General features: G+C 41.4%; 22 protein-coding genes and 1 other annotated feature. Of the genes, 6 read left to right on the plus strand and 16 right to left on the minus strand.

Going from position 1 to position 21,838, the window contains the following annotated elements; genetic code table 11:
- Window positions 1-5: 5 nt before the first annotated feature.
- The 5 genes from hisH to hisG are packed head-to-tail and all read right to left on the minus strand — an operon-like array spanning window position 6 to window position 4,976.
- Window positions 6-599, minus strand: a complete 594-nt coding sequence (hisH, locus tag SJ312_RS00495; RefSeq protein ID WP_004256463.1) for an imidazole glycerol phosphate synthase subunit HisH — start codon at window positions 597-599, stop codon at window positions 6-8.
- Window positions 599-1,666, minus strand: coding sequence for a bifunctional histidinol-phosphatase/imidazoleglycerol-phosphate dehydratase HisB (hisB, locus tag SJ312_RS00500; RefSeq protein WP_153673640.1), 1,068 nt, complete (start codon window positions 1,664-1,666; stop codon window positions 599-601). Before hisB ends, hisH begins: the two co-directional genes overlap by 1 nt.
- A gap of 13 nt (window positions 1,667-1,679) precedes the next feature.
- Window positions 1,680-2,750: a histidinol-phosphate transaminase gene (gene hisC, locus SJ312_RS00505; protein WP_004256456.1), complete on the minus strand. Its 1,071-nt coding sequence runs from the start codon at window positions 2,748-2,750 to the stop codon at window positions 1,680-1,682.
- Window positions 2,751-2,753: 3 nt separating this feature from the next.
- Window positions 2,754-4,070, minus strand: a complete 1,317-nt coding sequence (gene hisD, locus SJ312_RS00510) for a histidinol dehydrogenase (RefSeq protein ID WP_110591385.1) — start codon at window positions 4,068-4,070, stop codon at window positions 2,754-2,756.
- Between the two features lie 6 nt (window positions 4,071-4,076).
- Window positions 4,077-4,976, minus strand: a complete 900-nt coding sequence (gene hisG, locus SJ312_RS00515) for an ATP phosphoribosyltransferase (RefSeq protein WP_004256451.1) — start codon at window positions 4,974-4,976, stop codon at window positions 4,077-4,079.
- Between the two features lie 54 nt (window positions 4,977-5,030).
- Window positions 5,031-5,158: a sequence feature (His leader region), on the minus strand.
- Window positions 5,159-5,426: 268 nt separating this feature from the next.
- Between hisG and SJ312_RS00520 the strand changes: the two genes are divergently transcribed.
- The gene (locus SJ312_RS00520; RefSeq protein ID WP_112307694.1) at window positions 5,427-6,254 is read left to right on the plus strand and encodes an SDR family oxidoreductase; all 828 of its coding nucleotides are present in this window, start codon (window positions 5,427-5,429) and stop codon (window positions 6,252-6,254) included.
- On the opposite strand, the gene SJ312_RS00525 is transcribed toward SJ312_RS00520, so the two are convergent.
- Window positions 6,255-6,878, minus strand: coding sequence for a glutathione S-transferase family protein (locus SJ312_RS00525; protein ID WP_004256447.1), 624 nt, complete (start codon window positions 6,876-6,878; stop codon window positions 6,255-6,257).
- A gap of 219 nt (window positions 6,879-7,097) precedes the next feature.
- Between SJ312_RS00525 and SJ312_RS00530 the strand changes: the two genes are divergently transcribed.
- A complete protein-coding gene (locus SJ312_RS00530; protein WP_004256445.1) occupies window positions 7,098-8,303 on the plus strand; it encodes a serine hydrolase in 1,206 nt (401 codons plus the stop codon).
- 81 nt (window positions 8,304-8,384) lie between these two features.
- On the opposite strand, the gene SJ312_RS00535 is transcribed toward SJ312_RS00530, so the two are convergent.
- The 3 genes from SJ312_RS00535 to ybjG form a co-directional block, all read right to left on the minus strand.
- Window positions 8,385-9,752 (minus strand): L-serine ammonia-lyase, encoded by a 1,368-nt coding sequence (locus tag SJ312_RS00535; protein ID WP_094960654.1) that lies wholly within the window; start codon window positions 9,750-9,752, stop codon window positions 8,385-8,387.
- 75 nt (window positions 9,753-9,827) lie between these two features.
- Entirely contained in the window at window positions 9,828-11,144 is a 1,317-nt protein-coding gene (locus SJ312_RS00540; RefSeq protein WP_004256437.1) for a serine/threonine transporter, read from the minus strand.
- A gap of 851 nt (window positions 11,145-11,995) precedes the next feature.
- The gene (gene ybjG, locus SJ312_RS00545) at window positions 11,996-12,604 is read right to left on the minus strand and encodes an undecaprenyl-diphosphate phosphatase (protein ID WP_004256430.1); all 609 of its coding nucleotides are present in this window, start codon (window positions 12,602-12,604) and stop codon (window positions 11,996-11,998) included.
- Between the two features lie 197 nt (window positions 12,605-12,801).
- Between ybjG and SJ312_RS00550 the strand changes: the two genes are divergently transcribed.
- Entirely contained in the window at window positions 12,802-13,230 is a 429-nt protein-coding gene (locus SJ312_RS00550) for a secondary thiamine-phosphate synthase enzyme YjbQ (RefSeq protein ID WP_110591387.1), read from the plus strand.
- Between the two features lie 247 nt (window positions 13,231-13,477).
- Here SJ312_RS00550 and SJ312_RS00555 read toward each other — a convergent pair whose 3' ends face one another.
- Window positions 13,478-13,741 carry a GrxA family glutaredoxin gene (locus tag SJ312_RS00555; protein WP_004256424.1) on the minus strand — a complete coding sequence of 88 codons (264 nt, stop codon included), beginning with the start codon at window positions 13,739-13,741 and terminating at the stop codon, window positions 13,478-13,480.
- A gap of 160 nt (window positions 13,742-13,901) precedes the next feature.
- Here SJ312_RS00555 and SJ312_RS00560 point away from each other — a divergent pair, with 160 nt between their 5' ends.
- The 3 genes from SJ312_RS00560 (at window position 13,902) to rlmC (ending at window position 16,025) form a co-directional block, all read left to right on the plus strand.
- Window positions 13,902-14,228, plus strand: a complete 327-nt coding sequence (locus SJ312_RS00560) for a YbjC family protein (RefSeq protein WP_004256421.1) — start codon at window positions 13,902-13,904, stop codon at window positions 14,226-14,228.
- A 138-nt stretch (window positions 14,229-14,366) separates the two neighbouring features.
- On the plus strand, window positions 14,367-14,882 hold the full coding sequence (locus SJ312_RS00565) for a YbjN domain-containing protein (protein WP_096864157.1): 516 nt from the start codon (window positions 14,367-14,369) through the stop codon (window positions 14,880-14,882).
- Window positions 14,883-14,891: 9 nt separating this feature from the next.
- A complete protein-coding gene (gene rlmC, locus SJ312_RS00570) occupies window positions 14,892-16,025 on the plus strand; it encodes a 23S rRNA (uracil(747)-C(5))-methyltransferase RlmC (protein ID WP_110591388.1) in 1,134 nt (377 codons plus the stop codon).
- A 59-nt stretch (window positions 16,026-16,084) separates the two neighbouring features.
- Here rlmC and artM read toward each other — a convergent pair whose 3' ends face one another.
- From artM to SJ312_RS00600, 6 genes are all read right to left on the minus strand, one after another.
- On the minus strand, window positions 16,085-16,753 hold the full coding sequence (gene artM / locus SJ312_RS00575; protein ID WP_110591389.1) for an arginine ABC transporter permease ArtM: 669 nt from the start codon (window positions 16,751-16,753) through the stop codon (window positions 16,085-16,087).
- Complete coding sequence (gene artQ / locus SJ312_RS00580; RefSeq protein ID WP_004256406.1) at window positions 16,750-17,490, minus strand: arginine ABC transporter permease ArtQ; 741 nt, start codon at window positions 17,488-17,490, stop codon at window positions 16,750-16,752. The genes artM and artQ overlap by 4 nt, the downstream gene beginning before the upstream one ends.
- Before the next feature lie 12 nt (window positions 17,491-17,502).
- Window positions 17,503-18,246: an arginine ABC transporter substrate-binding protein gene (gene artJ / locus SJ312_RS00585; protein ID WP_004256405.1), complete on the minus strand. Its 744-nt coding sequence runs from the start codon at window positions 18,244-18,246 to the stop codon at window positions 17,503-17,505.
- Between the two features lie 18 nt (window positions 18,247-18,264).
- Entirely contained in the window at window positions 18,265-18,993 is a 729-nt protein-coding gene (gene artP, locus SJ312_RS00590; protein WP_004256404.1) for an arginine ABC transporter ATP-binding protein ArtP, read from the minus strand.
- Between the two features lie 98 nt (window positions 18,994-19,091).
- Window positions 19,092-20,573, minus strand: coding sequence for a DUF2867 domain-containing protein (locus tag SJ312_RS00595; protein ID WP_004256403.1), 1,482 nt, complete (start codon window positions 20,571-20,573; stop codon window positions 19,092-19,094).
- Window positions 20,574-20,624: 51 nt separating this feature from the next.
- On the minus strand, window positions 20,625-21,524 hold the full coding sequence (locus SJ312_RS00600; protein WP_004256402.1) for a lysine exporter LysO family protein: 900 nt from the start codon (window positions 21,522-21,524) through the stop codon (window positions 20,625-20,627).
- Between the last annotated feature and the right edge of the window lie 314 nt (window positions 21,525-21,838).

Here is a 21,838-nt window from a genome sequence, read left to right on the forward strand (position 1 = left end):
GGTAATTACATCTCCAAAAAGTTTTGAATCAAACGTGAACCTGCTGCGCCAGAACGTTCTGGATGAAATTGGACACCATAGAAGTTATCGCAATTCACGGCACTGCTAAACGGATTGCCATATTGCGTTTGCGCGATGGTATTGCTGGAAATAGGCATCGAATAACTGTGTACAAAATAGAAATAGGCATTATCAGGGATATCCCTAAACAAGGGGTTTCCTGCTAAGGCTTTGACTTGATTCCAACCGCTATGAGGAACTGGAAGCCCATTGGCATCCATTTTTTGTACAGGGCTATCAATTAACCCCAGTAGTGGCACTGTAGATTGGCCTTCTTCACTAAAAGAGCCGAGTAGCTGCATGCCTAAACAGATACCTAACACCGGTTGGGTAAGTGCTTTGATTAACGGAACTAATTCACGTTCAGTGAGCTTTTCCATGGCTGCGCTAGCAGTACCAACCCCCGGCAAAAAGACTTTGTCAGCTTGTAAAATAGTATTGGTATCACGGCTCACCACAGGGTTATAGCCTAGGCGTTTCACCGCATAAGCCACGGAGGCTAAATTTGCACAGCCGGTATCAAGGATGACAACGTTCATTACAGAACCCCTTTCGAGCTAGGTAACGTATCCCCTTCAACACGAATTGCTTGGCGCAATGTGCGGCCGAAAACTTTAAACAAACTTTCGGCTTTGTGGTGATCGTTTTTCCCTTTGGTTTTCAGGTGTAATGTGCAACCCATGGCATAGGAAAGTGAGCTAAAGAAGTGCTCAATCATTTCTGTGCTTAAGTCACCGACGCGTTGGTATTTAAACTCGGCCTTGTATTCAAGGTGCGGGCGACCTGAAATATCCAGTGCACAGCGCGCTTGGCATTCATCCATTGGCAGAACGAAACCAAAACGTGCGATACCGCGTTTATCACCCAGTGCCACTTTCAATGCTTCACCTAGTGCAAGACCGGTGTCTTCAACCGTGTGGTGGTCATCGATAAATAAATCGCCATTCACTTCAATGTTTAACCGGAAACCGCCGTGAGTCGCGATTTGGTCTAACATGTGGTCAAAGAAGCCTACGCCAGTGCTAATTTTGCTGCCGCCTTCTTGGTCCAGCCACACTTCAACTTGGATATTGGTTTCTTTTGTTACACGCTTCACCAGTGCATGGCGGTTGCGTTTGGTTAATTGCTGGGTGATAGCTTCCCAGTCAAGTTCAGCTGGGTTATAACGTAACCCTTTGATACCCATATTTTTAGCTAATTGAATATCTGTTTCACGGTCACCAATCACATAGCTGTTTTCGCTGTCTAATACGTTGCTGTCTAAATAGCGCTCAACTAACTGCAATTTAGGTTTACGGCAAGAGCAGTTATCTTCGGGCTTATGTGGGCAAATTAACACTTCATCAAATTTAACGCCTTGGGACTCAAATACCTGCATCATTAAATTATGAGGGGGTTCGAAATCTGCTGTTGGAAAGCTATCGGTGCCTAAGCCGTCTTGATTGGTTATCATCACTAAACGGTAATTGGCTTTTTGCAGAGCAAGTAAGCTAGGAATAACTGCTTTTTCAAAGGCGAGTTTACTTAAACTATCAACTTGAAAGTCAGTTGGCGGCTCGGTAATTAATGTTCCATCACGGTCGATAAATAAAATTTTCTGGCTCATGAATCATTCCTAATTAGCAAAGTGCTGCAATAGCTTCAATAACACGGGTATTTTCTATTTCTGTCCCAATAGTAATACGCAGGCAATTAATGAGACCGGGTTGTTTACTTTGGTCACGTAAAATAATGCCTTGGTCCCACAGGGCTTTAAAGACTTTATTTCCATCAGTGAAACGCACCAAAATATAGTTGGTTTCACTTGGATAAACATGTTCAACCACTGATAAGTCGCGTAGCGCTTCACGAAGTGCAATACGGTTTTCTGTTACCGTTTCTACACGGCTTTTCATCGTCTCGATACCTTGGGGCTCAAGGGCTTGAGCTGCAATCATCGCAACAGGGGTTGATAAAGGATAAGGGGCGATAACCTTTAATAGCACTTCAATCACTTCAGGGGATGCTAAAGTAAAACCACAACGTAAACCTGCTAATGCAAAGGCTTTGGATAAGGTTCTTAAAATTACCAAGTTTGGGTATTGAGCTAACCAGTTTGCCACACTGTATTGTGGGCAGAACTCAATATAGGCTTCATCGACAACGACTAATGCACGGCCTGCAGCCATATCTAGCACTTCGCGTAAATCTTTATTGTCGATGATATTGCCTGTTGGGTTATTCGGGCTGCAAATATAAATCAGTTTGGTATTGGATAGATTTTCACGGATCGCGTTAACGTTTAATGCCCAGTCTGGCAACGCCATGATTTTCTTTTGTTCAACACCAAAGGTTTCTGCACTGACGCTGTACATGCCATAGGTTGGCGGGCAAAACATCACCGCATCTTTCCCCGGCTCACAAAATGCGCGGATTAACAACTCGATGGACTCATCGGCCCCACGGCAAACTAGCACTTGTTCTGGTTTAACTTTGGCATAAGCTGCATAGTTATTGATCACCGCAACCGGTTGGCATTCAGGATAACGGTTAAGGTTGCGTTCACTGAATTGGTAATCAGGTGCAATTGGGTATTCATTGGCATTGAGCCAAACGTCGCCATTTCCCCCTAAACGTCGTGCAGACATATAAGGCGTCATGGTTTTAACATTTTCACGTGCAAGACTGGCGGCATTAAATGGTTGGCTCATGACTTACTCCTGATTTTGTTTTTTTAGTTCGTTAACGCGTAAGGTAACGGCATTTTTGTGAGCGGTGAGTTGCTCTGCTTGCGCTAAAGTTTCGATGGTGTTGGCTAAGCCTAATAAGCCTTGCTGCGACAGTTTTTGCACCGTCATTCGCTTCATAAAGTCAGCGAGGCCAAGGCTTGAATAGGTTGCAGTATACCCGTAAGTGGGTAATACGTGATTTGTGCCTGAAGCGTAGTCTCCTGCAGATTCGGGTGACCAGTCTCCGACAAACACGGAACCTGCGCTAGTGATAGAATCGACTAGGTCATCGGCATTGCGTGTTTGCAGTATTAAGTGCTCAGGGCCATAACGGTTACTAATTTCAACGCATTGAGCGATGGAATCAGCAATGATGACACGGCTGGCGCTCAATGCTTCTCGAGCAATTTCTGCACGTGAAAGTTGCGCTAATTGTTTTTCTGTTTCTTCGATCACGCGTTGGGCAAAGTTTTCATCGTCAGTTAATAAAATAACTTGTGAATCAGGGCCATGTTCCGCTTGTGATAGTAAATCAGATGCGGTAAATGCTGGGTTTGCACCGTTATCAGCAATGACTAACACTTCGGAAGGTCCCGCAGGCATGTCAATAGCGGCTCCATCATGGTTTTGACTCACTTGGCGTTTTGCTTCAGTGACATAGGCATTACCAGGGCCAAAAATTTTATCAACCGCAGGAATACTTTGGGTACCAAATGCCATTGCAGCAATCGCTTGCGCACCGCCTACTTGGAAAATATCACTGATGCCACACAGTTTCGCTGCATACAAAATCTCATCGGCAATAGGTGGGGGCGAACACAAAATAATTTTGCGACAGCCTGCGATATTCGCAGGGGTTCCCAACATCATGACCGTTGATAACAGGGGAGCAGACCCCCCCGGAATATATAAACCGACCGCATCTATTGGGCGTGTGACTTGTTGGCACACGACGCCTGCCTGTGTTTCTACTGTAATCGGAGTGGGTTTTTGGGCTTCGTGAAAACGACGAATGTTACCAATGGCGGTTTTCATTGCTGTTTTGATTTCATCACCAAGACGAGCCTCTGCCGCGTTAACAGCATTTGCAGGTACACGCACTGTTTCGATTTCAGTTTTATCGAAACGACGGCTCAGTGCTTGGAGGGCAGCATCGCCCTCGTTACGGACTTGGTCAATAATTTGGCTAACCGCAGTACTAATGCTACCAGAAGCCGCTATTGCGGGGCGCATTAATAAAGCGCTTTGTTGCTCTTGGTTACAAGCCGACCAGCGAACAGGTTGGTTAAATCCCATTTTCATGACGGCTTACTCCATCATTTTTTCAATTGGCAGGACAAGAATAGAGCTTGCCCCTAAAGCTTTGAGTTTTTCCATAGTTTCCCAGAACAGCGTTTCTGAGCTTACCATGTGCATCGCCACACGGCTTTGTTCGCCTGCTAACGGTAGAATTGTTGGGCGTTCAGCACCTGGCAGCAAGGCAATGATCTCTTCCAGTGTTTCACTTGGCGCGTGCAACATGATGTATTTGGATTCACGTGCTTGGATAACACCTTGGATACGGGTCATCATGCGGTCAATAAGCTGTTGTTTTTCCGGCGACATCTCGCCATCACGTTGAATTAAACAGGCTTTAGAGCGATAAATAACTTCCACTTCTTTTAGGCCGTTTGCTTCAAGTGTTGCACCTGTAGAGACGAGGTCACAGATAGCGTCGGAAAGGCCAGCACGCGGGGCAACTTCAACTGAACCATTTAACAGGCATGATTTAAATTGAATGCCTTTTTGGTCGAAATAGCGTTTTAACAAGTGAGGGTAGGAAGTTGCAACGCGTGAGCCATTTAAGCACTCAGCACCGGTATAGTTGAAATCTAATGGGGCAGCGAGAGATAAGCGGCACCCACCGAAATCAAGACGACGCAGGGTTTTATACTGCGGGTTTTCCCCTTGAGCACGGCGGTTTAATAACTCTTCTTCAAGAACGTTTTCACCGATGATCCCTAAGTCAACGACACCGTCCATGACCAGCCCCGGAATATCGTCATCGCGAACGCGGAGTAAATCAATAGGCATATTTTCTGCATAAGCAATCAAACGTTGTTGTTGTAAATTGATTTTGATGCCACAGCGAGAAAGCAATTCTCTTGATTCTTCACTCAGACGGCCTGATTTTTGTATTGCAATACGTAAACGTGATTTATCCAACATGACTTTACCCTTATCCCTTTTAAATTTTTTTGTTTAGTAACTCTTTGTTCAAGAATAAAAAAACCCTCGGAAGATTATCTTCCGAGGGTTCTCTCAATTCGCATTTCAGCCACCGGAAGATTCGTTGAACGTCTTCCAGCACACATCGCCCGAAAGACTAGTCAGGATGATGGTGGTGATGATGGTTGCGTGAAATACGATTCATAATGTCTTCCGTTCTGTTATTTAAGTGAATGACTAAACATTCATTGTGCTAACTAAATACTCATTGGTATTCAACCTATCCGATTTCCCCCTATGAATGCAACCTTTTTTTAAAAAATAACCAATAATAATTAGTTGTTCACTTTTTATAGTGATAAATCTCTCAGAAATTGTATTCGGAAGTTTTATGGTTTTCAGCTACTCTGTGATTAATTTCAGCTGGTTGGTCGATTAAGGAGCCATTGTATGAAAAAAGTCACTGTCATCGGATTAGGGTGGGTTGGGTTACCACTCGCCCAAGCCTTATTGTCTCAAGGCATTCATGTGGTTGGAACTAAAACGACACCAGATGGTATTGAAGCCGCTCAAGCGGTTGGAATTGAGTGTTATGCATTGAAATTAACCCCAGAACTTGAATGTGATGACGACGATTTAGCGCAGTTGATGGAACAAAGTGATGCTATCGTTATCTTGCTTCCGCCCTCTAAAATTAATACCGAATACTATGTGATGGCGATTGAAACACTGGTGAATAGCGCAATAGCCTTTCAGGTGCCTAAAGTTATTTTCACGTCATCTACTGCGGTTTATGGGGAACAAAATGGTGAAATGACCGAAGACAGCCTATTGGATGGGGTGACGGATTCGGCTAAAGCCTTGGTGGCGACAGAACAGTGGTTGCATCAGTTACCGAACATATCGGTGGATATTCTGCGATTAGCGGGATTAGTCGGTGAAAAACGCCATGCAGGGCGTTTTTTAGCGGGGAAAACCGGGGTAAAGGGGGCAAACCAGCCTGTGAATATGGTGCATCAAGATGATGTGATTGCTGCCATTTTATTATTGCTCCAGCAACCGCAAGGGGGGCATATTTATAACCTCTGTGCGCCAGTCCACCCAACACGAGCCGAATTTTATACTCATGCAGCACAATCTATCGGGTTAGTTCCGCCTCAGTTTATTGAGGAAGAGAGTGCATTAGTGGGGAAAACCATTAACGGTAATAGAATTTGCCAAGAACTCGGGTTTGAATACCAGTACCCAAACCCAAGTTTGATGAATATGACCCTGTGATTATTTAATCGGGATCATGACAATTTTTTGGAACGCAGGGCGTGTGGTCAGTTGCTGGTACCAGCGTTCCAAATTGTTAAATTCGGGGCGTTCAGTGACAATTTCATGCCAAGGGTAAAATAGTGGTGCGATAGCAATGTCAGCGATACCAAATTTATCACCACTAAAATAGGCTTGGTTAGCTAATGCATTATCAGCAATGGTTAGTAACCGATTGATATTGCCATAAATAATTTTAGCTTGTTCTGGGTCTCTATCCGCTTCTGGGACACGAACAATTTTGTTCATCATCTGTTTAATGTGGTCGAATAAATTAGCACCACTCCAATCCATCCATTTATCTGCGGCAGCTCGTTCTTGTAGGTCTTGTGCGAGCAATAAGTGAGAATGATCAAACTTTTCCGTAAGGTAACGTAAAATCGCATTCGATTCCCACAGCGCAAAGTCATCATCCTGTAGAGTTGGAATTGTGCTGTTTGGATTCATTTTTATATATTCAGGTGTATCTAGCCCACCAAATGGGCCACCCACATCTTTTTGATTGTAAGCGATATTTAATTCTTCTAAGCACCAAAGTACTTTTTTGACATTGGAAGAGTTGACGCGTCCCCAAACAGTTAACATGGCAGTCTCCTAAATTTTGATTTTTTGGCATCGACCATGGTTAAGATAGATTAAATTTACTCAGAGGCAAATGTTTATTTGTTATCAGTGGCCTCAGTGAAATTAAAGTCTTATATTAGGTCTAGTTATCAAATTTTGTCACAGCGATGGGTTCTCGTTTAGTGATGTTGAGTCAATGACAGTAATTTAAATGTGTAGAATTAAGTGAAGGAATAACCGATGAGTAAGAAAATGTTGTCTTTAAAAACCCGCCGAGCTGGTATTGGGTTGAGTCTTTTGGTTGCCGTAAGTACCAGTGCTTATGCGGCGCAGACACCGGTTGCTCCTCAAGTCGATGCAAAAGCGTTTGTTTTGATGGATTATAATAGCGGCAAAATTTTAGCGTCTGGGAATCCAGATGAACGCTTAGATCCCGCAAGTTTAACAAAAATTATGACCAGCTATGTGATTGGGCAAGCGGTGAATGCGGGGAAAATTACCCCACAGGATATGGTTACGGTAGGTGAAGATGCATGGGCAACGGGAAACCCTGTTCTTAAAGGCTCTTCTTTGATGTTTTTAAAGCCAAAAGATCGTGTTTCCGTATTGGATTTAAATAAAGGGATTGTGATCCAGTCAGGGAATGATGCCAGTATTGCTCTTGCCGATTATGTTGCAGGTAGCCAAGACTCATTTGTGAGTTTAATGAATCAATACGTGCAAAAGATTGGTTTAAAGAATACCCATTTTAAAACCGTTCATGGCCTCGATTCAGAGGGGCAATATAGTACTGCACGGGATATGGCATTGTTAACCCAAGCAATGATCCGTGATGTTCCCGATGAATACGCACTGCACAAGGAAAAAGAGTTTACCTTTAATAAAATTCGTCAACCAAACCGTAACCGTCTGTTATGGAACCAAAATTTAAAAGTGGATGGCGTAAAAACTGGGCACACGAGTGGAGCAGGCCATAACCTAGTCGCCTCTGCAACAGAAGGCGATATGCGTTTGATTTCAGTTGTGTTGGGAGCGCCAAGTGACCGTGTGCGTTTTTCTGAAAGCGAAAAATTACTCACTTGGGGTTTCCGTTTCTTTGAAACTGTCACGCCAATTAAGGCAGATGCCACACTGAAAAAGCAGCGTGTCTGGTTTGGTGATACTTCAGAAGTTGATTTAGGTGTTGCCGATGATGTTTCAATTACGATTCCTAAAGGGCAATTGCAAAACTTGAAAGTGGATATTCAACTAACTAACGATTCACTTGAAGCGCCTCTTGCTAAAAACCAAGCGGTAGGAACGATTAACTTTATTCTGAATGATGAAGTCGTCGAACAGCATCCTCTAGTTGCAAAAAGTGCCGTTGAGGAAGCGGGGTTCTTCGGTCGTATTTGGGATTACATCATGAAAACGATTAGCGGCTGGTGGAGTGCCATTTTCGGTTAATAATGATTAAATGAAAATGATGTGAACAAAAAAATGCCTGCATTAGCAGGCATTTTTATAGAGACGATAGATAAACAAATGCTATTCGCAGTGAGCCAATTTAATCGCTAATCCCCCTTGGGATGTTTCACGATACTTAGCGTTAATATCTTTACCAGTTTCATACATGGTTTCAATGACTTTATCGAGGCAAACACGTGGGTCACTGACACGGCGTAATGCCATGCGTGCGGCATTTACGGCTTTAACGGAAGCAATGGCGTTACGTTCAATACAAGGTACTTGAACTTGCCCTCCAACAGGGTCGCAGGTGAGACCTAAGTTATGCTCCATGGCAATTTCTGCTGCGATACACACTTGCTCAGGGCTACCGCCCATTAATTCGGCGAGCCCCGCAGCGGCCATCGAACAAGCAACACCCACTTCGCCTTGGCAGCCCACTTCGGCGCCGGAAATTGACGCATTCATTTTATATAATGCACCAATGACACCGGAAACTAGAAAATAACGGGTATAGGAATTTTCATTCACAGGGCGAATGAATTTGTCATAGTAAGCTAATACCGCAGGAATAATGCCACAGGCTCCATTCGTTGGTGCCGTTACAACACGACCACCCGCTGCATTTTCTTCGTTAACGGCAAGCGCATACATATTGATCCAATCAATGACGGCCATTGGGTCCATATTGGTGTTATCGGTTGTTACGAGTTGACGACGTAACGCTGCTGCTCGACGTGGCACACGTAATGGGCCTGGTAGTAAACCTTCGGTTGTCACTCCCCGTTCAATACCGGATTTCATGACATCCCATACGGACGAGAGATATTGCTGAATTTCTTCTTTACTGCGTAACGCTAATTCATTCTGCATCACGAGTGCGGAAAGTGATAACCCTGTGTCTTTACAATGTTTTTGCAGGTCGGCCGCATATTTAAATGGGTAAGGGACTTGAATTGCATTTTCGTCTGACTGGCCAAAATGTTCTTCATCGACAATAAAACCACCGCCGATAGAATAGTAATTTTTGCTGTAAATAACATCATCACCACTGAATGCCGTAATACTCATTCCATTTTCATGGAGGGGGAGATTGGTTGTATGAAAATTCATCCCCCCTTCAGTAGGGAAATCAACTTCATGTTGCCCTTGTGCAAGGGAGAGCCTTTCAGTTTGCTCAACATTACGCATGAAAGCAGGAATAGCGTCAATATCAATGGTATCCGGTAAGTTACCCGCAAGACCCATAATAATCGCCATATCCGTTGCATGGCCTTTACCTGTTAAAGAGAGCGAACCATATACATCAACTGCAATTCGTGTTGTGCGAGAGAGTAATTTTTGCTGGATAAGGTCGTCAACAAACTGTTTGCCCGCTTTCATTGGGCCGACGGTATGGGAACTTGAAGGGCCGATGCCAATTTTGAAGATATCAAATACACTAATCATATTCAGTGCTTCCTTTTGTAGAAAGTCATTGAAATTAGGTAGCTTCCGTTGTTGGTCGCTACCTAGTGGCTTCAATTAGAAGAATAACTTATATGTTGCCGCAGAGATAGCGACCAGACCCATAATTACGATAAATACATTACTGATTTTACCTGAGTATTTACGCATTGCTGGTACCTTGCTAATTGCATACATTGGCATCAAGAACAGTAAGATAGCGATAACTGGGCCACCGAGGCTTTCAATAATATCCAGCACACCTGGGTTCAATGTTGCCACTAACCAAGTTGTGACTAACATGAAGATTGCAGTACCGCGGTTTAACTTGCGAACATCAATTGTTTTACCTTTTGCACGGTAAGCACGTTCAACTAGGCCATTGAAACCTTCACGAGCACCTAAATAATGACCAAGGAAGGATTTAATAATTGCAATAAAGGCAATGATTGCAGCTGCATATTTAATGAATGGCTGGTCAAAATAGCCAGACAGGTAGTCAAGAATACTGATATTTTGTGCTTTAGCTTGTGCAAGATCCGCTGAAGATAAGGTAAAGACACAGCTTATCACGAAGAACATAACTGTCAGCACCATCAGAATGTGTGCAGAAGCAAGGATCCGTGAGCATTTTTGTTCAGCTGCATCACCGTATTCTTCACGTTTTGCAACGGAGAAAGCGGAGATAATTGGCGAGTGGTTAAATGCGAATACCATCACTGGGATTGTTAGCCAAATAGTGACCCAGATGCTTTGTCCGCCGGTATTTTTTGTTGCTTCAGTGATACCTTCCCAAGTTAATGTATTTAGTACATCACCAGACCAATGTGGGATCATATACAGTGAGAATGCAACCAGCACGGCGATAAATGGAAACACTAACATACTCATGACTTTTACGATGTATTTTTCACCGAATGCCACAATCGCCATCACTCCGCCTACAAGGATCAAGGCAAGTAACCAGCGTGGTGGTGCGCCAACGCCCAATAATTCGGTTAAGAATTTATTGACGTTATTGGTGATGGAAACACCATAAACAAGAAGAATAGGGTAAATAGCAAAGAAGTAGAGTAGGGTGATCCAGTTTCCTGCTGTGCGACCAAAATGTTCTTCTACAACTTCAGTGATATCACCGTCAGGTTTTGAACCAGAAAGAACGAAGCGTGTTAACCCACGGTGAGCAAAAAATGTCATTGGGAAGGCTAATACCAGCATCAGTAAAACAGGTAATAAACCACTCATACCTGCATTGATTGGCAAAAACAATACCCCAGCACCGATAGCTGTACCATATAAACCCAGCATCCATACTGTGTCAGTTTTGCGCCAAGCACTACTATTTACTGTTTGCGAGGCCGTTTTGTCGATGGAACCAACTTTTGTTGCATCCATAATAGTCTCCGAAAATATAAGTCAAAAAAATCATTTAGCGTAACTGCAAATGCGTTACGACCTTTTAATCTTTTGGTACGAACAATTACTCAATAACAATTGTTTTCTTTTGCGTAACAATCTGATTGGAAATAAAACTAAAATTGACGGTAAATTGATTTTCAATCAGTTTTGTATTTTTATCATTAAATTTTAACTTTGGATTTTGAGTGTGTGAATTTATAGTTTACCAGAATAAAATGCCGTGATCATTATCTCAAAAGAGAAATATCCCCCAAGATTGCGAGATATAATTATATTTTATAAAAATGTTAAATAAATTTGCGTTAAGTTTGTTTTTATTAGCAATTGAATAGTGGGTGAATAAGTTAAGCTTTACTTAAATGTGAGCAGAATTAAATTCTGTTAGAAAAATATTATTATATTAATGATTAAAATTGAGCTGATTAAAATATCATCCATATCAATATAAATATTGAGCTGTACTGTAATAATAGTACAAGTAAATTGTTATAGATAACTGATAACCAATTGAAAATAAATGAAATATTTTTATCTTTTAGATTGATTTATTGCGTAACTAATTAGTTTGAAAATTGGAGGAAAGATAACTATATATTAATTATTTTACGTTTTTTTTGTGCTTATATTTGCCACTTTTTTTGCAACGAAAAAAATAATTAAAATAGGTAACAAGATATTTGTTAAGTAATTGTTTTAATAATTTTATTGATAACTTCAAAAAAGTTTTAATCATGAGAATGGAAATAAACAGAAACTTTGATTTAGCGCAATTTTTATAATGCTAAACATACTGGCATTAATTAATGCCAGTATTTGAATATACGTTGTTATGGTTGAAACCAACCTTTACGAATAAGAGAGGCAAAAATAAAACTATATAGCCGAGTGATAGGTAATTGAATTTTATACGCACCAACAGACCAGAGGATCTGGGCCAAACCGCATGCGACAATCGCCAGTATAAAGGCACCTGCCATATCTAAAGGCCAATGAACACCGAGGTAAATACGTGACCAAGCAATAACGACAGCGGGGATCATCATCACGAGGCCAACCCAAGTTCTTAGCCAGAAAAGAAATGCAAAAGCGAATGTAAAGACAATCGTGCCATGGTTACTTGGGAATGAAGGCGTGGCTTCATGCTCGGAGAAATTAGTGCCAATTCCCATGACAAATGGGCGGTCATGCGGCGCGAAATAGCCCACTAGCCATGAAATGGTTAAGCCAATGACGATAGCAATGGCTGCTTTACAAGCAAAGGCACGTTGGCGAGTCATATTTGGCTGGGCGCCCCAAAACCAACAAGCAACAGTAAATAGTGGAAATAATAGAATTAAGCGTTTCGCAATCACATTCGCTACAGCAATGGTTCCACTAGCGGTTTCTGGAGTCGCATTGATCAAATTGAATAGATCAAGGTTAAGTTGTTCCAGCACAGTTCAGTACCTCGGTCAGATGGTTAGTGAGACAGAATAGATATAAAAGGGGGAGATTAAAGTTTCTTAATGAGCAGGTAAAGTCCCTTTGTCTTATTATTGAAAGCTATATGCGACAAATTTACTTGCGGTTTAACATTTACTCAATAATTATTTAGTGCAGTAATGAGTTTAGATAAGTCAAGGGAGAAAAAGTGATGTGGTGGCAAAAAGAGATACAACTTAGCGCAAAAGCGAGAGGGTTTCATTTAGTGACAGAAGAAATTCTCAAGCAACTTCCTGAACTTAGCTTAATCAAGGTTGGTTTAGCGAATATTTTTATTCAACATACATCAGCATCTTTAACAATCAATGAAAATGCAGATTACACTGTCAGGGAAGATTTCGAGAGCTTTTTCAATCAGGCCGTTCCTGAAAATGAACCTTATTATAAGCATGATTATGAAGGAAGTGATGACATGCCTGCGCACTTAAAAAGCAGTTTATTGGGTGCAAGTTTGACTATTCCAATTACTAAAGGGCGTTTAAACATGGGGACGTGGCAGGGGATTTATTTATGTGAGCACCGAAATTATGGTGGAAAACGTAGGTTAATCATTACATTGCAAGGCGAACCCAGCCGTTAGAAACAAAAAACCCGATAGCATGAAAACAAATAGTTGGCTATCGGGCTCCTCAATATGGGGACATCAAAGAAAAGCAGTGGCACTAATTAAGACCCCGTCTAAAAAAGAAAGTTCTCACCTAGATGAAAAAAAGTACAATATTTTTATTAAATTTGGCTTAAATAGCACAAAAAGAACAAGCAAAGTGTTAACACCTATAAATAAGTGAACAACTTTGCTTGTTGAGATGAAAAACGGAAAGGGCTAATTATTTGTATAGATTCAAATTTTCTTTTGCGTAAGCTTCGAAATCTGTACATCCACCAATATGTTGCTCATCAATAAAAATTTGTGGAACGGTTTCAACAGGTTTGCCAACAGTTTTAGATAAATCTTCTTTAGAAATACCTTCAGCTTGAATATCAACGTAGCGGTAGTCAAAATCTTCACGTTCATTTTTCAGTTTTTCAGCGAGTTCTTTTGCACGAACACAGTATGGGCAGCCAGGACGACCAAAAATAACAGTATACATAGTATCTCCTTTTTATCTTGAGCTCAGATTCTAATTGCAATGCTCAATACTATGCCTACATAAGTTATGAAATAAAAGTCGAATTTTCCTGTTATACCTATAGGTATGACATATAATTCTCAGTTTGAGAAAGTGACACAATAATGAGAGGAGAAAAAGAATGAGCAATAAACCTCAGTCTAAAGGGACAATGCGTTCACTGGCGGACATGCCAAAGCCCATTATCGTGTTAGAAGGTGTGGGGATCATTCTGCTTATTATTGTTTTGTTAGCAACAAATGACTATATCACATTGCCGGAGCCTTTAATGCAGCCAGGGGCGATCGTGAGCATGATTATGGTCGGCATTGGCTGTTTGGTGCCCGCAATGGTCAATATTGTCTGGCGAGCAATTCATGGCCTGAGTTTTTTGGGCATTGATAATAAACAACCAGAAAAGAATGTATCTAAAAAGCCAGACTCTACAGATAATAAACCAGATGAATAAGTAGATTGAGCGTGGTTTTACTGGTGTTTCGCTCTACAATGTGTGAGAATTATTCGTTTTTTAGTTAGGGGAAAATGTGCCAGAACCCTAACAAATCGATATTGCACGACTATTTTGAGTTGAAGAAGGTTACTATCCATGGATTCTATTTGTTACCCTGACATCACTAAGTTACGTGAATGGTTAGACCAACTCAAAACCTCTTATTTCGAGTGTGATTCCTGCTCTGCATTACATTTACCTCATATGCAAAATATAGACGGTATTTTTGATGCAAAGCTCGATATTTTAAATAATGTTTTGGTGTTGTCTGCATTAGCTGAGCTCAAACCGACAGCGATTGTGACGTTAGTGGCGAATATCAGCCAAATTAATGCCAGCTCATTAACGGCAAAAGTTTTCCTTGAAATAAACAATGAAAACTTGCCTAAATTGATTGTTAGCCAATCATTTTCATTAGAAGCAGGAATGACGTATCGTCAATTCTGCCATTTTTTACAGCAAGCGGAAGAGCAAATTTCAGCTATTGTCTTTGAAATCTTTAGCAATAATTTGTTGTATGCAAATCAAGATGACTTTAGTGAAGATGATGACAGCTCTGAAGAAGGCTCTGAGCTTTCTCTTGATGACAAACCTTCAGTCATTCTCCACTAAGTTTTTGCTATGCATTGTGAAAAATATGCCACAGGGCAATGCCATTCATGCCAATGGCTGACACTAACTCCTGAACAGCAAATTATTGAAAAGCAGAGTCAACTACAGGCTCTTTTACCTGCTATTGATACTTCTTTATTTCAGCCTCCAGTGACAGGGCCGCAAACGGCTTTTCGCAATAAAGCCAAAATGGTCGTTAGTGGTAGTGTTGAGAAGCCAATTTTAGGTATTGTTGGGCGAGATGGGCAAGGTGTAGATTTAACGGACTGCCCGTTGTATCCAGATGCCTTTTCTGATGTGTTTAGTGCCATTATTCCTTTTATTGCAAGGGCAGGGCTGACGCCTTATAACATTGAGCGCAAACGCGGTGAATTAAAATACCTATTATTAACCCAAAGTCATTACTCTGGGAAATTCATGCTGCGGTTTGTGTTGCGCTCAGAGAAAAAAATTGAGCAGTTAAAAAAGGCACTGCCATGGCTACAAGAACAGTTGCCACTGCTTGCGGTGATCACCGCCAATATTCAACCCGTGCATATGGCAATACTTGAAGGTGAGGATGAGATTTTCTTAACGGAGCAGCGCACACTTCGTGAAGAGTTTAATCAAGTCCCTTTATTTATTCGGCCACAAGGTTTTTTCCAAACGAATCCTATAGTGGCTGCAAAATTATACCAAACCGCGAGGGAATGGGTTAAAGCGTTAGATATCGATAGCTTGTGGGATCTGTTTTGTGGCGTGGGCGGCTTTGGGCTGCACTGTGCTGAAAAAGACACTCACTTAACAGGGATAGAAATCAGTGCGCCAGCGATTGCCAGCGCACAGCAATCAGCGGATGAACTTGGATTAAAGCATGTTGAGTTTAAAGCCCTTGATTCAACGCGTTTTGCCACGGCGAATCAGGATATCCCTCAGCTTATTTTAGTCAATCCGCCACGCCGAGGAATTGGTAAAGAGTTATGCGATTTCCTTTCCCATGTGCAGCCTGAATATATTTTGTATTCTAGCTGTAATGCACAAACCATGGCGCAAGATTTACAACTGTTGGCTGGCTATCAAGTCTGTAAGGTACAGTTGTTTGATTTATTTCCTCATACGGCGCATTATGAGGTATTGACTTTATTAAAACGGTTAACTCATTGATAGATAATATAAAAAAAGCTTGGTTTTAATACCAAGCTTTCTATTAAAGTGAGATAAAACTAGCCTCTATGCTCAAATTCCAACGCTTTGCGTTCAATTAAACGCATTAGAACGGTCAAAATTGCATTGACCACTAAATAAATAATTCCCGCAGCAACAAACGCCATCACATTCCAGCTTTGACCAAAGATCAGTTGGCTATAGCCCATGACATCTAACATTGTAATCGTACTGGCAAGTGACGTACTCTTGAAAATCAGGACGACTTCATTGGAATAGGACGATAACGAACGCTTAAAGGCATAAGGCAAAATAATACGCATGGTTTGCATTTTACTCATACCAAGGGCTTGGCAAGACTGCCATTGGCCTGATGGGATGGCTTTAACTGCACCGTGGAATAACAAAGTGGAATAAGCCGCACTGTTTAAGGCCAATGCAACCATTGCACAGACCCAAGGTGTGGAAATAATCTCCCACAACATGGGATAATCTTGCAATGATTTAAATTGGCTTGGGCCGTTATAAATTAAGAAAAATTGTACCAATAACGGCGTACCAGTGAAAAGCGTGATATAGACTTTAACGGCTTGAGAAACCACAGGGGTTTTCAGCGAGAGAACTAAAGTAAATAATATCGCTAAGATAAAAGCCACAATGAGTGCGCTAAACGTTAGTGATAAGCTGGTTGGTAGCCCTGGAAGAATATCTAAAATTAAATCCATCATTTTGATTCACCTCGCTCAAAGCGAGTAGTACGCAATTCAATACGTTTTAAGATAACTTGACTGACTAACGTAATGGCAAGGTAAATCAAACCCACAATGGCGTACCATGTGAATGGCTCGTGAGTTCTATTGACGATTGTTTTTGTTTGTAGCATCAAATCATTAACACTGATGAGTGAAACTAACGCGGTATCTTTTAATAATACAAGCCATTGGTTGCCTAAGCCTGGAAGCGCATGGCGCCACATTTGCGGCATAATGAACCGAAAGAAAATAGTGCGTTTGTTTAAACCTAATGCAAAACCTGCTTCCCACTGGCCATAAGGTACTGCTTTTAAAGCTCCTCTTAATGTTTGTGATGCATAAGAGGCGTACAACAAGGCAAGGGCAATAACACCACAAACAAATGGGGTATAGTCAAATTCGCCACTATTAGCAAAGAAAATGCTGGGGTCGATTTGAATAGTGGTTTGCCAAAAACCGAGGTTTATATCGAACCCATCACCAAACAAATTGATCAGTTGTAATGTACCGAAATAAACAAACAACACGACCAATAATTCAGGCAGACCGCGGATCAAAGTAACCCAGCAAGTCCCTAAAAAGGCAATAGGTTTAAAACGGACGGACTCCCACGCAGTAAATAACATGGCGAGGATCAGCCCCAAAACCAGTGCAGAAACAGCAAGGCCGACGGTGATACCGGCGGCACTTGTTAAAAATAGAAAGTTGCTCATTAATTATATCAATTACTGTTGAAACCATTTTTTGTGGATAGCATCATAAGTGCCGTCTGCTTTAACTTCAGCTAAGGCTTTATTCATTTTATCCAACAGCTCTTTATTCCCTTTACGAACAGCAATACCTAAACCAATACCGAAATATTGTGGATCAGTCACTTTTTCACCAACAGCAGCTAAGTTTTCGTTACCTTTAGCTTTTAACCATTCGTCAGCAACTGCGGTATCACCGAAGACGGCATCGATACGGCCATTTTGTAGGTCTAAAATAGCAGATTGGTAGTTATCATAAGGAACGGTTGTCATCCCTTTATGTTGTTCCATGATGTATTTTTGGTGAGTGGTTCCGTTTTGAACACCAATTTTTTTATCTTTTAATTGGTCTACTGAGCTGATTTTTTCTTTTACAGCAATAAATTCTGCTGAGTTAGGGTAGTAAGTCTCAGTGAAATCTACTTGCTGTTGGCGCTCAGGGGTAATATCGATACCTGCCATTAATGCTTCAAAGCGACGGAATTTTAAGCTAGGAATTAAGCTGTCGAAAGATTGGTGAGTAAATGTACAAGTTGCATTCATTTTTTCACACATTGCATTGGCTAAATCAACGTCAAAGCCAACGATTTGGTTATTCTTATCGAACATTTCAAAAGGTGCGTAAGTCGCTTCTGTTGCAAAACGGATGGTTTCTTTTTCCGCAGCAGTTGCAGATAGGGTTACAGCGCCCAGCAGTGCAGCTAATATAATTTTTTTCATTGCTTAATCCTATATCTATTAATGTGACAGATAATTTGCAAATGCTTCTGTTTGAGGTGCAGTGAAATGGCTTGCATCCCCTTGTTCTACTATATGGCCGTTTTCCATATACACGACACGGCTAGCGGTTTTGCGAGCAATTTCCACTTCGTGAGTGACGATGACTTGTGTAATCCCAGTCGCAGATAGTTCACGAATAATATCAACAACTTGAGCGGTGATTTCTGGGTCAAGTGCCGCGGTTGGTTCATCAAATAATAAAACTTTTGGTTCCATCATTAGCGCTCTTGCAATCGCAACACGCTGTTGCTGACCACCCGATAAATGTAAGGGGTAGCGATCAGCAAATTGCGACAACCGTAAGCGTTCTAATAACTTAGACGCTTTTGCTTGCGCTTCTTGCTTTGATAATTTTAACACGCGGCAAGGTGCTTCAATTAAGTTGTCCATAACGCTCAGATGAGGCCACAGATTATATTGTTGAAATACCATCCCTACATTTTGACGCAGCTCACGAATCGCTTTCGCATCTGGAGCTGAAGAAAAGTCAAATTGCTGACCCACAATATTCAAGTGGCCTGAACGTGGCATTTCTAATAAATTGAGGACACGTAACAATGAGCTTTTACCAGCCCCGCTTGGCCCAAGTAATACCATAGTCTCACCAGCAGAACACTCTAGATTGATATCAAAGAGTGCCTGATGGGAACCATAGAAACAGTTGATGTTTTTTAATTGAATGCTCATGTGTACCAATAATATCTTATTTCACTACCCGCGATATTAATCCTATGAGCATATTTATGCAATAATTTCTGCATAAAAATTTGGTTTTTACGCTAAAATTATTCCGATTTAACGGTCAGTTGCTCTGCTTGCTGTTCTTTAGCGAGTTGTTTATCTCGCTCATAAGCCAGTTCGCTGATGCGTTTTGCCATTCCCTTAAAAATAAATAAATGTGCGGGCATCATGGCAAACCAATAGAGTAGGCCGCAAAAGCCAGCTGGGTGCCACCATGCTCTAACATCAATTGAACGGCGGTTCCCGCTATCATGAATAGTAAAAGTTAAGCGGCCAAGTCCTGGGGCTTTCATACCAAATAACAAGCTAAGTTGTTTATTAGGTTCAAGATTAATTACGCGCCAGCCGTCAATCTCATCACCGAGTTGGAGCTGTTCACGATCGGGGCGGCCGTACTTCACTTTATTTAACATCATATCGTCCATAATGGCGCGAGTTTTCCACAGGCCATTGGCATAGAAATAGCCGTTTTTTCCGCCGATTTGTTGCACTGTATACCAAAGCGATTCTGAACTGGCTGTTGTTCCAAGGGTTGCTCCCGCTTGTTTTGGGTAATAGCCATAGCCGGGACGCCAGCGTTTTCTGACTTCTGGGTCATAACCCCAATCTGCGTTATCAACGGCATCGGCTTCTTCTGCTAAAGTCGTTCTAACGGCATCATCAAAAGAAATTAAGGTTTGGGGGATCAGTTCTCGTAACGCTTTATCATCCGCGGGGAGGTCGTGCTGCAAGCCTTGGATTAACTCCTTAGCGATTGACGGGGGTACGGAGGTGATCAAACTGATGAAATGTACGGAGATCATACTGATGGGAATAGGAATAGGAATAAGTAAACGCCGCTTACCACTGACTTTAATAAAGCGCTTAAATAGCTCTTGGTAGCTAATAAACTCAGGGCCACCTGCATCAAAAATCCGATTCTCAGTTGTTGGTATTTTTGCCAGTTGCGTTAAATAATACAAAATATTCGATAGGGCGATAGGTGACGATTTAGAACGAACCCAACGTGGTGGCGTTAAAATCGCTAAGTTGTAGACCATATCACGCATAATTTCGAATGCGGCAGAACCAGACCCAACGATAATTGATGAGCGGATTTCGGTAACAGGAATTTGGCTTTCACGTAAAATATCACCGGTTAAACGTCGAGCAATTAGGTGTGGTGAATAGGTATGCCCATGTTGTAATGCACTGAGATAGATAACATGTTTAACACTTGAGCCTTCGAGGGCTTGTTGCACGTTGCGAGCGGCTGCACGCTCACGCTCGACTAAATTGGCTTGGTCGGCCATGCTATGAACGAGGAAATAAACAATATCGATACCTTCCATGACACCTTTTAATGTTTCGGGGTCATGAAGATCCACATAAATGCATTGGGTATCTTGCCAGCCTTGAGATAACATCCAATCAACACGACGTGCTCCTGCTGTTACGTCATATCCTTGCTCAATGAGTTTAGGGATCAGATTCTGACCAATATAACCACTAGCGCCCAACACTAAAACACGTTGTTTATCTGTCATGTTAATTTCCTGATTCACGCAAATTAACAGCTATTGTGACTGAAATTTTACCTATGTAAAGAAGGCCATGAGAATTGGCGTAATAAGACTCAGTACGAAGCCGTGAACAATAGCAGCAGGGACAATTGAAACCCCACCACTGCGTTGTAAAACAGGCAGTGTAAAATCCATTGATGTTGAACCACAAATGCCAAGAGCGGTTGAGCGGTAACGGTTAATAATAATTGGAATAAGCATGATTGCAGCAAGTTCCCTTGCTAAATCATTGAAAAAAGCAGCGCTCCCCATGACTGGGCCATAAGCATCGGTGAGGACAATCCCTGTTAATGAGTACCAGCCAAAGCCAGAAGCCAGCGCTAACCCCATTTTCACGGGAAGGTCTAGTAAGAACGCGGCTAACGCACCACCCGCTAATGCACTGACCGCCATGACAAACGCAATGGTTGTACCGCGGCGGTTGATTAAAATTTGCTTGATGCTCATGCCACTGTTACGTAGCTGGATACCGACGAGTAATAGCAGTAGCATTAATGCCAACTGGCTCCCTTTGTCGGCATAGTGCAGAAAATCAAAATGAGTTAGGCCAACGACAAATCCGAGTAGTAACACTCCGCATAACTGTAAGGATTCGAGTACCATTTTGATTCGTGAAGGTGGTTTTTCTTGTTTATGTTGCGGAATTTTCCAAGGATCAAATTTATCCAGCAATAACAGTGAGATTACATTCAATGAAAATATGCAACCAAAAAAGGTAACTGCATAAATTAAAATAGAAAATAAGTGAACACTTAAATTTTCAAGAAGTGCGAGAGTAATTCCCATTAAAAATAAAATAACATACACCATTGAATTCAAGGATTGGTGTACTCGATGGAGAATTTGCTTGTTTTTAATAGGAATAAGATAACCAAGCGTTAATGGTAGAAGAATAATTAAGAGTCCTGAATACATGGCCGCATCCTTAGAGGTTATCTCATCGACTAGCTAAATATAAACAAAGGGTTATACAATTTTATTTATTTAGGTTATTGAAGTACAAACCCGATTTAACGCCCCGTGCTAAAAGTTCTTTTTGTTATAAAATGTTTTTATTGGCTAACTAATAAAAAATAGGTCAAAAACACTAAAAATAAAAGTTTTACTATTTTATAACACTGCAATTAGATGCTCAACATAGTTTGCTATTTTGCTATGAAGAATTTTTATTTTACATACATAGTTATAGTAATAAAGAAGGTTAATCGGTAAGCTCTAAATATTGTTCT

The sequence above is a fragment of the Providencia sp. CIM-Carb-044 genome (genome assembly GCF_033901115.1).
GTDB lineage: Bacteria > Pseudomonadota > Gammaproteobacteria > Enterobacterales > Enterobacteriaceae > Providencia > Providencia hangzhouensis.